The sequence below is a fragment of the Thermogemmatispora argillosa genome, assembly GCF_059696725.1.
Genome location: NZ_AP019377.1, coordinates 4,837,827 through 4,850,957 on the forward strand (window position 1 = coordinate 4,837,827; position 13,131 = coordinate 4,850,957).

At 59.6% G+C, this 13,131-nt stretch carries 9 protein-coding genes; 4 read left to right on the top strand and 5 right to left on the bottom strand.

What is annotated here, in order from left to right; genetic code table 11:
* Nucleotides 1-14: 14 nt before the first annotated feature.
* The 3 genes from AC6H1L_RS18955 to AC6H1L_RS18965 form a co-directional block, all read right to left on the bottom strand.
* A complete protein-coding gene (locus AC6H1L_RS18955) occupies nucleotides 15-989 on the bottom strand; it encodes an MBL fold metallo-hydrolase (RefSeq protein ID WP_497599016.1) in 975 nt (324 codons plus the stop codon).
* 85 nt (nucleotides 990-1,074) lie between these two features.
* Nucleotides 1,075-2,655, bottom strand: a complete 1,581-nt coding sequence (gene pruA / locus AC6H1L_RS18960) for an L-glutamate gamma-semialdehyde dehydrogenase (protein WP_497599017.1) — start codon at nucleotides 2,653-2,655, stop codon at nucleotides 1,075-1,077.
* 133 nt (nucleotides 2,656-2,788) lie between these two features.
* The gene (locus AC6H1L_RS18965; RefSeq protein WP_497599018.1) at nucleotides 2,789-4,045 is read right to left on the bottom strand and encodes an MFS transporter; all 1,257 of its coding nucleotides are present in this window, start codon (nucleotides 4,043-4,045) and stop codon (nucleotides 2,789-2,791) included.
* Between the two features lie 263 nt (nucleotides 4,046-4,308).
* Here AC6H1L_RS18965 and AC6H1L_RS18970 point away from each other — a divergent pair, with 263 nt between their 5' ends.
* From AC6H1L_RS18970 to AC6H1L_RS18985, 4 genes are all read left to right on the top strand, one after another.
* Complete coding sequence (locus AC6H1L_RS18970) at nucleotides 4,309-5,274, top strand: hypothetical protein (protein WP_497599019.1); 966 nt, start codon at nucleotides 4,309-4,311, stop codon at nucleotides 5,272-5,274.
* Between the two features lie 171 nt (nucleotides 5,275-5,445).
* Nucleotides 5,446-5,925, top strand: coding sequence for a GatB/YqeY domain-containing protein (locus AC6H1L_RS18975; RefSeq protein WP_497599020.1), 480 nt, complete (start codon nucleotides 5,446-5,448; stop codon nucleotides 5,923-5,925).
* A gap of 296 nt (nucleotides 5,926-6,221) precedes the next feature.
* Nucleotides 6,222-8,627, top strand: a complete 2,406-nt coding sequence (gene cysS, locus AC6H1L_RS18980; RefSeq protein WP_497599021.1) for a cysteine--tRNA ligase — start codon at nucleotides 6,222-6,224, stop codon at nucleotides 8,625-8,627.
* 306 nt (nucleotides 8,628-8,933) lie between these two features.
* Nucleotides 8,934-9,596 (top strand): LON peptidase substrate-binding domain-containing protein, encoded by a 663-nt coding sequence (locus tag AC6H1L_RS18985; protein ID WP_497599022.1) that lies wholly within the window; start codon nucleotides 8,934-8,936, stop codon nucleotides 9,594-9,596.
* Here AC6H1L_RS18985 and AC6H1L_RS18990 read toward each other — a convergent pair.
* Together AC6H1L_RS18990 and fusA are read right to left on the bottom strand one after the other, a co-directional pair.
* Nucleotides 9,593-10,429, bottom strand: coding sequence for a hypothetical protein (locus AC6H1L_RS18990; RefSeq protein ID WP_497599023.1), 837 nt, complete (start codon nucleotides 10,427-10,429; stop codon nucleotides 9,593-9,595). The two genes, AC6H1L_RS18985 and AC6H1L_RS18990, sit on opposite strands and share 4 nt — an antisense overlap.
* 575 nt (nucleotides 10,430-11,004) lie before the next feature.
* Nucleotides 11,005-13,062, bottom strand: coding sequence for an elongation factor G (fusA, locus tag AC6H1L_RS18995; protein ID WP_497599024.1), 2,058 nt, complete (start codon nucleotides 13,060-13,062; stop codon nucleotides 11,005-11,007).
* Between the last annotated feature and the right edge of the window lie 69 nt (nucleotides 13,063-13,131).

Genomic DNA, 13,131 nt, shown 5'->3' on the forward strand with positions numbered 1-13,131 from the left:
TGTCCTCGCCTCTCCTAGCTGAGCGGGCCTCCCTGGAGCCGCTCGGGGTGTTTCTTTTGCCAATAGCGCATGTAACCCTGAACCGTCATCGGATAGTTTGTCGCCAGATCGTAGCGTCTGACGGCCTGCGGATCACGCGCAAGGCGCTCCAGCTCTGGCTGAGTCTCAGCGATGAGCCGCTCGCGAATCTCCTCCTCGCTTTTCCCCTCGCGCATAGCCTGTAAGACGATCTCGCCCCAGGCGATGAGGCGTTCGCGCAGGTTAGCGATGTGGCGCGTAACATCGCGCGTGGGTCCAAAGTGGCCCAGGTAGAGCACATCAGGTCGCAGGCGGCTCATGCGGCTCAGGCTCTCGAACCAGGCTTCCAGATCGAGATCGGGAGGTGGGGTCGGCGGGCGCACGTAATCGACGTCCTGAAGGCGGACGCCGGCGGCGTCTCCGGCGAAGAGTTCCCCAGAGTGGACGTCGAAGAAAATGACATGATGAACGGCGTGCCCCGGGGTATAGTGGACCTCTAGCCGACGCCCAGCGACGTTGAGCACCTCCCCATCTTCAAGGCTGTGAACGCGCTCGGCAGGCACGGCCTCGACTTCGCCCCACAGCGTGGGCATCTGCTCACCATAGATGCGGCTGGCGCTGGCGATGACTTTCGAGGGGTCGACCAGGTGCGGTGCGCCCCGACTATGGACGTAGACCTGAGCTTGCGGTAGCAGACGGGTCAGGGTGCCCGTGGCCCCGGCATGGTCCAGGTGAATATGGGTGAGCAGAATATGTGTAATAGCCTCGGGATCAAAGCCCGCCTCGCGCAGTTCGCTCAGCAAGGCTGTCACAGTGCTGGTTGGCCCGGGATCAATAAGAGCTGTCTGGCGCTCATCTGTGATGAGATAGGTGCCGATGATCCCGTGTTCGCCGAGGAACGGCAGAGAGATCTGCCATGTCCCCGGCCTTTCTTTCCGTAGGCGAACAACAGGTTGAAAGTTTGCAGACACGCAATACACCTCTCTCGTGCCGCGCGGCTGGGTAGCACTGCGGCAACAAGCTGGCTCGCTTTTGCTTACTCGCTCGGTTGGGGCGCTAGAGCTTCTTGACCGAGATCGCTTTTGCCTGGGTAAAGAGCAGGAGGTAGTCGCGGCCTCCGGCTTTGGAGTCCGTGCCTGACATGTTAAAGCCCCCGAAGGGATGGACACCGACCAAGGCCCCTGTGCACTTGCGGTTAAAGTAGAGGTTGCCAACGTGGAATTCCTCTTTGGCCCGCTGGATGCGCGCCGGGTCGCGGGTGTAGACTGAGCCGGTGAGGCCGTACTCTGTATCGTTGGCGATGCGCAGGGCGTCGCTAAAGTCCTTGGCCCGGATAAAGGCCAAAACAGGCCCAAAGATCTCCTCCTGGGCAATGCGGGCGTGAGGATCAACGTCGGCGAAGATGGTCGGCTCGATAAAGTAGCCGGGACCGTGGTGCCCTCCGCCGAGGACAAGCCGCCCTTCCTGCTTGCCGATCTCAATATAGCTGGTAATTTTGTTAAAGGCATTTTGGTCGATGACAGGCCCCATGAAGGTCTCAGGTTGCGTGACGTCGCCGACGCTAAGCTGTTTGGCCTTCTCTACGACCTTTTGCAGGACCTGATCATAGACGCTCTCGACAACGATGGCGCGCGAGCAGGCTGAGCATTTCTGGCCTTGGAAGCCGAAGGCCGAAACGACGATGCCGGTGGCGGCTGCCTCCAGATCTGCGGTCTCATCAACGATGATGGCATCTTTACCGCCCATTTCGAGAATGGTGCGCTTGATCCAGCGCTGACCAGGCTGTGTCTTGGCGGCCAGCTCGTTGATGCGCAGACCGACATCGCGTGAGCCGGTGAAAGCGATGAAGCGGGTCAAGGGGTGAGCGACAAGCGCGTCGCCGATGCTGGAGCCGGGTCCGCTCAAAAAGTTGACCACGCCAGCCGGCAGGCCGATCTCTTCAAGGATGCGCACGAACTGGGCGGCAATAGTGGGCGAGGCGCTCGATGGCTTGAGTACCACGGTATTGCCAGCCACAAAGGAGGCGCTGGTCATGCCGACCATGATGGCGCCAGGGAAGTTCCACGGTGGAATGACTGCGCCAACGCCGAGCGGAATGTAGACAAGCTCGTTATCCTCGTCGGGAATGCGAACAAGCGGCTGTTCTTCGGCCAGGCGCAGCATTTCACGCGCATAGAACTCCAGGAAATCGATGGCCTCGGCAGTGTCGGCATCGGCCTCGGTCCAGCTCTTGGCCACCTCATAGATCATCCAGGCGTTGAAGAGAAAGCGACGTTCACGCAGGCGATCAGCGGCGGCAAAGAGATAGTTAGCGCGCTCATGGGCGGGAACACGCTTCCACTGCTCGAAAGCCTCGGCGGCGGCACGTACGGCCTGGTCAACCTGTTCTAGCGTAGCCTTCGAGAAATAGCCGATAACCTGGTCAGGTTGGGCCGGATTGACCGAGGCAAACGTTTCGCTGTTCTGAATATGCTGGCCGGCGATGATCAGCGGGTAGGTACGGCCTAGCTCGCTGCGCACCTGGGCCAGGGCTTCTTCTTGGGCGCGTCGGTTCTCGGGACGCGAGAAATCTGTGAGCGGCTCATTTCTAAAGGGGGTCCGCGCACGCTCCAAGACGTGCTCTGCGGTTATGGTCATGATTATTCACACTCCTTCGTGTTCTCAACGGGTACTTTCCCCTTTATTGTATCCCACGAGGTGGCTCGCCCGGTAGGGAAAGGCCTGCGCTACTGGCTGCTTGCTGGCAGCGTCTTGGGATCTGCCAGACCGCTCAGCAAAGAATGAGATCGCTGGCGATGGCGATCAGCATGGCGCCGAGGCAGAGCAGGGCAACACCAGGCCAGCCGCCGTGCAAGAGTGCGACGCCGGGCAGGACCGCGCCCAGACTGCCGCCGAAGTAGTAGCAGGAGAGGTAGAGCGAGGCTGCTGTCCCTTTGGCCTTATGGGCTTGCTCGCCGAGGTAGAGATTGACGGCGGGAATAGTGCAAAACATGCCAAGAGCCAGCAGACCAAGGCCCGTAATGACCAGTGGCAGCTGTGGGATGAGCGTGATCAGGAGACCGCAACCGGCGACGCTCATGCTGACAGCGATAGCGCTCCGTGAGCCGACGCGTCCGGCCAGACTGCCTGCAATGGGGGAGCAGAGGCCAGTCAGCCAGAGTAAGTACACCAGGCCAAGCTGAACCGTTGAGAGGCCGAAGTGAGGTCCACTGAGATAGTAGGGTAAATAGGTAAATGTGCCAACAAAGCCGAAGAACAGGGTGAAGCCGATAATGAAGGCGCCGACAAGATGCCGGTTGTGCAAGTGTAACCAGATATCGCTGAGCGACTGACGCAGGGCATTGCCCCCTGGCTCCTCGCTGGCGTGGTCTGAGAGCGCCTTTAGAAGACGGCGATCCTCTAGGAGGCGAGAATGCTGAAAAACCGGCTGTCCCTGGGTGTCAGGTAGAAAACGCCACATGGCCAGGGCGGCGATCAGGGTCGGCAGGCTAAAGGAGAAAAGGGCAACCTGCCAGTTGGTAGCAGCGGTCAGGGCGGCGCTGCCCAGGCGGGCAAAGAGGCCACCCAGGGTTTGGCCGCTGACATAGACGCCCATTGCCAGGCCGCGCTCATAGCCGCGAAATTCTTCGTTGACGTAGGAAATGGCCACGCTGGTCAATCCTGGCATCAGTAACCCCTGCAAGGCGCGCAAAGCAAGCAGGATGGGAAAATTCGGAGCAAAGGCACATAGCAGCGTGGGAACGGTGATGAGCAGGCTGCTGCCTACCATGACGATTTTGCGTCCGATGCGGTCAGAGAGCGGTCCATAGAAAAGCGAGCCGACTGCGACCGCTAGGACGATAATCGAGATGGTAAGACCCGCTGTGGGAGCGTCAACCCGAAAGACCCGACTGAGAACAGGCAGGATCGCCTGAGTCGTGTACATGTTGGCGAAAACAAAGGCCGGGCCTAAGAAAAGGGCGATCAGGGCTCCGACGCGAATACTTTGCTGCTCTGGGCGCGGAGAAAAGGATGTCGTGCTAGACATGAGTGGGAAGACCTTTCCAGATGCAAGAGACTGCCAGAAAAGAGGCGGATATTTCTATTATAGCCTCATGGTCGCTCGCTAGCTAGACGGTCGCTCGCGTTCACAGCCCGCCTTTGCTGGCACCGGCCCTATAGGATGGTGGGGTCGGTGCGCGTGCGCGCTAGAAGGCCCGGAAAGGCCGCCCGGCTGGTATGATGATGGCGCTGCCGGCATGGGCTGCTCTTGTCATTGTCGATTATGATTAGGGAAAGCGAGGAAAGCGCATGGACATCTATCGCGCCCTGGGATTGGATGTGCCGATCCTCCATCTTTGTGTCCGCTTGCTAGTGCGAAATGCTGAGACCGAGCTCTTACCGCGCCTTGTTGCACTGCGGGAGCGCTGCGCCACTGTGGCTGCGCGCTTGCAACAGTGGACTGAGGAGCAGTGTACGCGCTATGCAGAGGAGGCGGCGCAGCGGCTTCAGCGACAGGGCTTTCTCGCCCCCGCGCTTGAGCCGCTGCAAGCTTCGGCAGCTCTGCAGCGCGATCTGCGTCACTTCGCAGCGCGCCTGGGCACAGTGAGTCTGTTCACTCTTGAAGGGCCGGCCCTCGTGAGCTGCACTGCTCCCGAGCTGGGGCCGGGGCCGCTAGCCTCTGATCTGGCGAGAGCAGTACAGGCCGGTAGAGCTAGCTGGGAACACTGGCGCCGCGGGCTGCCTGAGCATCAGCTCTATGAGCTGTGGTTTCTCCTCCGCGGGTCCTTCGCCTTCGATGTGCTCAATCAATTCATTGCAGAATGGCCCGCCGCCTTGCGCGCCGATCAAGCGCCAGGGGCGGAAAACGAGCCGCCGGCAATGGCTGACTTACCCGCCGTGGCAGTCGGAGCGCTTACCTACCATCTTGTCTATCAACTCGGCGATGATCTGCTCAGTGGTGTGGCGCCAGAGTTGGGGACACAGACGCTCTCGCTCTTCTTCTCTGCCGGTGATCTTTCGTATAGTACTTTAAGGTATGAGGTAATGGCCCTGCTGGAGTTGCTTGCAGAGCAGCCTTTTCTGCGTCATGCCTCGTTCTGGCAGCGCGATCCGTGGCCTGGCATGCCGCAAGCAGCTTTTCTCCTACGCCTGCGGCTGCCTGCAGGAGAGGTACCACTGCGGCAGATCGGCGAGGCCATTATGGCGGCCAGCCCTGTTGGTCGCGAGCATCTGCTAGCTCAAGGTCTGCTGCTGAGTGGCCAGCGCCTCTTCTGAGGAGAAGGAGAGAGAGCGCAAGCCATCTGAAGCACTGGCTTGCAAGAGCCGCCTGGCTGGCTGCGCCGGCCTCGGCTGAGGCTCACCGGTGCTGGCTCGACAGAACTGGCATCAAAGGCTATACTGGAGATTGCCCCAGGAATCGCTGAGAGTATAGGAGGAATATGTAACATGGCACAAACACGCGAAGAGTTTCCCATCGAAAAGCAAATTCGAAAAGATATTCAGGATGCTCAGAGGGCAAGAGATCAGCTCAAGATGGATACACTGCGTATGGCGCTAGGAGCGATCCACAATCTGGAGGTCGCCCGGACCGATCGTAAACATCCTGAATATGGCAAGCCGCTCACTGAGGCCGACTGCTATCAGGTGATAGAGCGCGAAATCAAGATGCGTGATCAGGCTATTCCTCTGTATGAGAAAGGGGGACGCAGCGATCTGGTAGAGAAGGCCCAGCGCGAAAAGTCCATCCTGCAAGCCTATCTACAAGCTGTTCAGCTCAGCGATGACGACATTCGGGCTGTGGTGGCGCGCCTCATCGAAGAGCAAGGGCGTGATTTCCGCAAAGTCATGCCCCTGGCTGCCCGCGAACTGAAAGGCAAGGCCCCGGGCGCCAAGGTACAGCAGATAGTGAAAGAGATGACAGCCTGAGCCAGAGGAGCTAGCCAGGCGCCCAATAACTGGTGAGGAGGAGGGCGACAACCCGTCGCGGGCCGACGGAACTACCTGCCTCCTCGCCTGGTCGCGGGCCCTGGGCCGGGAATATAATGCTTCCATGAGGAGCAAGGTGAGCATGGGTGGGGCGGTTAAGATGTGTCGCGGTGCAAGATGTGACGGCTGCTGAGCCAGGCCTCACGAGCGCTCGCATCGTGGCCTGCAGAGGGAGCCTCTGAGGCCGTTCGTTCGTTGTCGTTCTCTGTGATGCATGCTGGGAGCGTGACGAGGCAATGAGAATCTACAATACACTCACGCGGCGCGTCGAAGAAATCGTGCCATTGGAGCCGGGCAAGATTAGGATGTACTCCTGCGGCCCAACCGTCTATCGCTATATCCACATTGGGAATCTACGCACTTTCACAATGGCCGACTGGCTGCGCCGCACCCTGGAGTATCTCGGCTTCGAGGTCTTCCATGTCAAGAACATCACCGATGTCGGACATATGCGTCATGAGCTGCTGGACCGCGGTGAGGACAAAATTCAGGCTCAGGCTCGTAAGGAAGGGAAGACCTCGGCTGAGATTGCGCGCTTTTACACCGAAGCCTTCCATCGTGACGAGGCCAGGCTCAATATTCTACCCGCCCATGTCTTTCCGCGGGCCAGCGAACATGTCCCCGATATGATCCACATCATCGAGGAACTCCTGCGTAAAGGTTTTGCCTATGAAGTGCATGGCTACGTCTACTTTGATATTCAGCGCTTCCCAGGCTACGGTAAGCTCTCGCGCAATCTGTTAGAGCATATGCAGATTGGCATTCACGAGGGCAGCGATGCTGATCGGCGGCATCCCGAGGATTTCCCGCTCTGGAAGCCCGCCGAGCCTGGGCGAGATATGGCCTGGGATAGCCCGTGGGGGCGCGGCTTCCCCGGCTGGCACATTGAATGTTCAGCCATGTCTATGAAGTATTTGGGGCCGCACTTCGACATTCATACAGGGGGGGTCGACAATATTTTTCCCCATCACGAGGATGAGATCGCCCAGAGTGAAGCCTATAGCGGCCAGCCCTTTGTGAACTACTGGGTTCACGCCCAGCATCTGCTGGCTGATGGCCAAAAGATGGCCAAGTCGGTGAGCAACGACTACACGCTTGCCGAGATCGAGGCCCGCGGCTTTGATCCACTGGCTCTGCGCTACCTCTACACCACGGCCCTCTACCGCAGCCGCCTCAATTTCACTTTTCGCGCTCTGGAAGCGGCGCAGATCGCGCTAGAGCGCCTGCGCGAGCGAGCCTATGATTTATGGCTACGGGCGAACCAGGAGCGCGCGCTCCAGCCAGTAGAGGACGAACAGCAGCCGTGGCGATTAGCTTTTCGTCGTGAACTAGAGAACGACCTCAACATTCCGCGGGCGATGGCTGTGCTCCGCGCTATGCTACATGCTCCCGAGTTAGACGCCACTCTCAAGCTACAGCTCCTGCTCGACTTCGATCGCGTGCTGGGCTTCAACCTCAAATCTTATCTCCTGAGCGAGCAAGCGCGCCAGCGGCGTATGCCAGAACACTCCCAGCACGTTTTGCCGGCTGAGCTGGTGGCAGTCGTCCGTGAACGAGAGAAGCTGCGCCAGCAAGGCGCCTATGAGCGTGCCGATGCCTTGCGTCTCCGCTTGCTCCAGCATGGCTGGAAGCTGAGCGATCTACCCACAGGCACGCTGATACAAGCGCGCCGCCTCAGCGAAGAGTTCCCTGTCCTGTCGCGCTGGCAAGATGCTCCTGATGCCACACAACAGCCCTCGCGCTATGCTTTCTCACTGAATCTGCTCGCACGCAATAACCGGGCGGACCTTGAGCGCTGCCTCAGCAGTATCTGTCGCCATGCCAACGGGCGCAGTCTGGAAGTGATCGTCATCGAGAATGGCTCAACTGATGAGACGCTCCCCTACCTGCGCGAACTGGCCAGGTGTGCAGCATTGACTGGGGCCAATGGCGAAAAGATTGCTCTACGTGTCCTCTTCGCCGACCATAACTTAGGCTTCGCCGCGGGACGCAATGCGACCATGCGCGCCAGTCAGGGGGCGATCATTGTCTGGCTAGATACCTCTCTTGAGCTGTGCGGCGATATCTGGACGCCGCTGGAGCACACGCTAGCTGATCCGCAGGTAGGAGTCACTGGCCCCTTTGGCCTGGTCACGGAGGACCTGCGCGAGTTCCGGGAAGAGAGCGGCCCCGAAGTTGACGCCATTGAAGGATACCTGTTTGCTTTTCGCCGGGCCCTGCTCAACGAGGTGGGATGGCTCAATGAGAAGTTCCGCTTCTATCGCCTAGCTGACGTCTACTACAGCTTTTTCTTCAAAGCCGCTGGTTATCGCGTAGTCGTCTGTCCCGAGGTAGCGACACGCGTCATCAGGCATCCTCATCGCGAATGGTATAGTCTGACCGAGGAGGAGCGACGAACGAAGAGTAAGAAAAACTACGATGTCTTTCGCGCACGCTGGCATCACGGGCAGAGCCTGCTAGTGGCGCACTGCAATCCGGCTCAGCGCTGGTACGGACATGATCATCCCTATCATCTCGACGGCACCCATAGCCATGCGCCCGAGGAGCTACCGCCGCCAGGGGTCATGCATAGCCACGAGCACCGACACTGGCCCGATCATGCTCACTGTCATCCCCATCTCCATGCAACTCAAGCGAGCTGAAGCTGAAAGGCTCCTGCCAGGTGCACCCCAGCCTGGCAGGACAGAGGGAGGCCAGGTAAGCCAGCCAGACCAGCCGCTAACCTTACTCAATCAGGCTTCAACAGGTGGGAAAGCCCTGCTGAGAGCTGACCTGAACCGTGAACCTGGTCGGTCCGCTGCTGTCAGCCGGCGGGGCGTCCCGAAAGCCGGGCGCTCAGACTGGCGGGCCGCGCCTGCTGCCGTGCCTGGCGGAAGCGCTTAGCCAGCCAGCCAGCTACACTGAAGACCAGACAGGGGAGCTTTTGGGCTAACTAAGGAGAGAATCCCGTGGAGAGAATCATTGAGGTTCCGCTCTTCCCGTTACAGTTAGTGCTCTTCCCGACCGCCGTAGTCCCACTGCATATCTTTGAGCGGCGCTATCGCCTGATGATAGCCCGCTGTCTTGAGGAAAAGATTCCCTTTGGCATCGTGCTGATGCGTCCCGAGAGCCGTCATCTCCAGGAAGTGCCCTACAGCGTAGGAACGCTGGCTGAAATTCAACAAAGCGAGCGTCTGGAAGATGGCCGCTACAATCTCATCGCTATAGGCACCGAGCGCTTTCGTATTCTCCAACTGAAGCACCAGCAGCCCTATCTTGAGGGCCTGGTTGAGACCTATCGCGATAGGCAGGAGCCTGCGGGCCTGGTGCGACCCTACGCCGAGCGCGCGCTTGACCTCTTCAGCAGCTACCTGGAGATCCTGCTAGAGACGCACAATCGCCAGGAGATCAAAGAGCATCTCCCAGGCGATCCAGAGGAACTCTCCTATCTCATCGCCTATCTGCTCGATATGCAAGATGAGCAGAAACAGCACCTGCTGGAGCTGACCTCGACGCGCCAGCGCCTGGCAGAGGAGAACGACATCTTAAAACGAGAGGTTCCCTTTGCCCAGCAGGTGCTGCGACGGAATGCCCATCTGCAGACTCATCCAGACCGCAGCTTTCTGAATTAGCGTCGCGAGGAAGAAGGGCCATGCCCATTAGTGGGCGGCAGCGTGAGCTGGATCAACCCCTGTTCCTGCAGACGCTGTAACGAGGCATACACCTCGGCAGGTGTGCGCCGAGTAAGCTGCGCCAGGTCACCGAGCGTACGCCGACCATTGATGAGGAGGAAAACGATCCGATCATAGCGCGGAACAGCGGTCGCGGCGTATTCTTTACCGCGAGCGGTCAGGCTGGGCACGACGGTTTCCGGCGGCAGTGGACCAGGCGGCTGGGTAGGCTTAATAGCTGGCAACACGAGCGAATCGCCGAAGCGGGGGGTCAGACGCCCATTTTGAGGACGCCCCGGGCCCGGGGCGTGAGCAGGGCCTTGATGGGGACCTTGCCCCCGAACCTGGCCGGATGGCTGAGCCGGGCCAGCGGGCTGACCCTGCAGCGAGATTGTCTGACGGCCACTACTCCGACCTCCGACGGCGGGCAAAGGTCCACTCTGGAGCGAGAGAGGTGGCCAGGTTGGTCGCCGCGTGCCCTCGCCCGCGGGAGCACCTTCCTGTAGCTCCGGCTGGCCCGGCGCTGGAAGCTGCAAAAGTGGCTCGGCAGATTGAAAGGTAAAACGAATTTCACCCCATGAATTCAACCAGGCCAGCACGGCCTCGCTAGCCTCCTGCTGCTGACGATTCCAGACAACCAGCGTTGGCTGTCCCCGCTCAACCGTGATATAAACCTCTTCGGGCGGCGCGCCCCGTGCTCGCTGAATGGTTAGCAGACCGCTGGGCCGGTAGATCCTGAGCTGCTTGAGCACCTCCGCAAGCGAAGGCGCAGAGAAAACCGGTCTGGAAGGCATACGGCCACCTCACTGAGCTCTGGTGCAGGCCCCCTGCTCTCATCCTTAAAAAGGAACACGAACTGTTCGTTGTCTCTGGAATTGTACGTATCCTGGTGTCCGCTGTCAAGTCCGCAGAGCTTCCTTCTTCGCGGGTAAGCCGCTTAGGCCAAACGCTCGCGTTCTGCTACCTTGCTGCAAGAGGGAGAAAGCGCACCAGCGCACCATTGCAAACCAGGTAGATAGCAAATGCCTGTCAAGTAAAAGAGGATCGATGAACACAGCGCAGCTAGCGCTACACAATCACCGAGGCCGGCCCTGGAGGCCGGGCGTAGCAGGCTACCGACCAGCCTTGGCCTGCTCCCGACCAGCAAACTGCTCCGCGCCTCAGGCAGCGCCAGCAGTGTTGGTGAACGTAGCGGAAGGAAACAAGATGAACGGCTGCCAGCGCCAGGGCCAAAAGCAAAGAAAGCAGGGCTACCATCCTGTCACAGCGGACCAGTCAAGGGCCTCCAGGCAGACCGCCCTATGTTGCCGTGACAAGATGGCCCCCGCTCTGTCAGCTCGACGGGCACTGATCTTACAGGCAGAGAGATTCAGGCAGACTCGCCCTTCTCCTTCTTATAACGGGCAATCAACTCCTGCTGAATCTGAGGAGGAACCTCCTCGTACTGATAGAACTCCATCGTAAAGGTCCCGCGGCCCTGAGTGAGAGAGCGTAGATCTGTCGCATAGTGGAGCATTTCCGCCTGCGGAACCTGAGCGATGATTTTCTGCATCCCGTTGCCGAGGGGTTCCATGCCCAACACCCGCCCGCGCTTCGTATTGATATCGCTCATCACATCGCCCATCGTCTGCTCAGGCACGATCACCGTCACATTCATCACCGGCTCCAGGATCGTCGGGCTGGCCTGGGGAACAGCTTCCTGCATACAGATCGAGGCAGCAATCTCAAATGACTGGGCAGAGGAATCGACTGGGTGGTACTTGCCGTCAACCAGGGCCACCTTGACATACACCATCGGATTACCGGAGATGAAGCCGCGCTTCAGAGACTCGCGCACGCCCTTCTCAACGCCGGGCACAAACTGACTTGGAACGACGCCACCCACAATGCGATCCTCGAAAATGAAGGTGTCGGGGCCCCCAATGGGCAGCGGTTCAATCTCCAACCAGACATCGCCAAACTGGCCATGACCGCCTGTCTGTCGTTTATGGCGTCCATTGGCGCGCGCTTTCTTACGAATAGTTTCGCGATAGGCAATGTGGATATCGCGCACCTCCAGGTCGATGCCAAAGCGTCGCTTAATCATCTCAACCGCGACCTGGATATGCGTTTCACCCATACCTGAGATGCGTGTCTCGCCCGTCTCTGGATCGCGCGACACGTGGAGCGTGCGATCTTCTTCCACCAGGCGTGTCAAAGCATTGCTCATCTTATCGAGATCAGCCTTGCTCTTGGGGAAGACAGCCACCGTAAAGCACGGCTGGGGGAACTGGATTGGCTCCAGCGCTGTGGTGACCTCTTTGCTCCCCACCAGCGTATCGCCCGTATGGGTATTGGTCAGCTTAGCCACACCACCGATGTCGCCGGCGGCGATCTCGGTCGCGTTCTCCTGAGCCTTGCCGCGCGGAATGATTAACTGGCCGATACGCTCCTCGGCATGCGTTTGCACATTAAAGACATGGCTATCAGCCTTCAGCGTTCCGCTGTAGACGCGGAAGAGCGAGATCGTACCGACCTGAGCAGCGGCGGTCTTAAAGACAAAGAGCGCCAGCGTCTCGCCCAGGGAACGAACCTCATCGGGCAGAGCCTCAGCGGCGCTCGGCAAGTAGTCGAGAAGCGCATCAAGTGCGGTCTGCACCCCGATGTTCCTTAGCGCGGACGCGCACACCACGGGCACCAATTCGCCGCTCACCGTACCCCGGCGCACGAGCGTGCGCAGCTCCTCCTCACTCAGCTCCTCGCCTTCGAGGAACTTATCCATCAGGGCCTCATCGTTCTCTACAGCGGATTCAATCAGCTGCTCGCGGAAAGCGTTGACCTGATCCTGAAGGTCGGCGGGGATAGCAATCTCTTGCACCTTGTTGCCGCCCTCAAAGGTGAAGCCGCGGCGAGAGACCAGATCGACCACTCCCTTGAAGCTCGACTGGCTTCCGATAGGGATTTGAAGAGGAACCACCTTGAGACCGAAGCGCGTGCGCAGTGCCTCCAGCGTCTGCTCGAACGAGGTATTCTCACGATCCAGCTTGTTGACCAGGATCATGCGCGGCAGCTTGCGCTCATCTGCGTACTGCCAGGTGAGTTCGGTGCCGACCTCGACCCCTTTCTCTGCTGTTGTCACGATCAAGGCGGCGTCGGCCACGCGCAACGCTGCTTTCACTTCACCGACGAAGTCAGGGTAACCCGGCGTATCGATCAGATTCAGCTTCTGACCCCGCCATTCCACTGGCACCGGCTTGGCGTGGAGGGACATGCCTCGCTTCAACTCCTCCGGGTCGTAATCAACCGCCGACGTCCGCTCATCCACCTTGCCCTGCCTGGTCACAGCTCCGCTGTCGTAGAGCGCGGCATCCACCAGCGACGTCTTGCCCGCTCCTACATGCGAGATCAGCGCTACATTGCGAATCTGTTCTGCCGTGTAGACCTTCATGAAAACGTTGCGGCAGAACCCCTACCAGGATCGCTCCTGGCTGCGAGGTGCAGAATGCCGCCCCTCCTT

Bases quoted from the DNA above. Each gene is read 5' to 3' on its own strand.
- pruA (WP_497599017.1), bottom strand. From the start codon at position 2,655: ATGACCATAACCGCAGAGCACGTCTTGGAGCGTGCGCGGACCCCCTTT.
- AC6H1L_RS18965 (WP_497599018.1), bottom strand. From the start codon at position 4,045: ATGTCTAGCACGACATCCTTTTCTCCGCGCCCAGAGCAGCAAAGTATT.
- AC6H1L_RS18970 (WP_497599019.1), top strand. From the start codon at position 4,309: ATGGACATCTATCGCGCCCTGGGATTGGATGTGCCGATCCTCCATCTT.
- AC6H1L_RS18975 (WP_497599020.1), top strand. From the start codon at position 5,446: ATGGCACAAACACGCGAAGAGTTTCCCATCGAAAAGCAAATTCGAAAA.
- cysS (WP_497599021.1), top strand. From the start codon at position 6,222: ATGAGAATCTACAATACACTCACGCGGCGCGTCGAAGAAATCGTGCCA.
- AC6H1L_RS18990 (WP_497599023.1), bottom strand. From the start codon at position 10,429: ATGCCTTCCAGACCGGTTTTCTCTGCGCCTTCGCTTGCGGAGGTGCTC.
- fusA (WP_497599024.1), bottom strand. From the start codon at position 13,062: ATGAAGGTCTACACGGCAGAACAGATTCGCAATGTAGCGCTGATCTCG.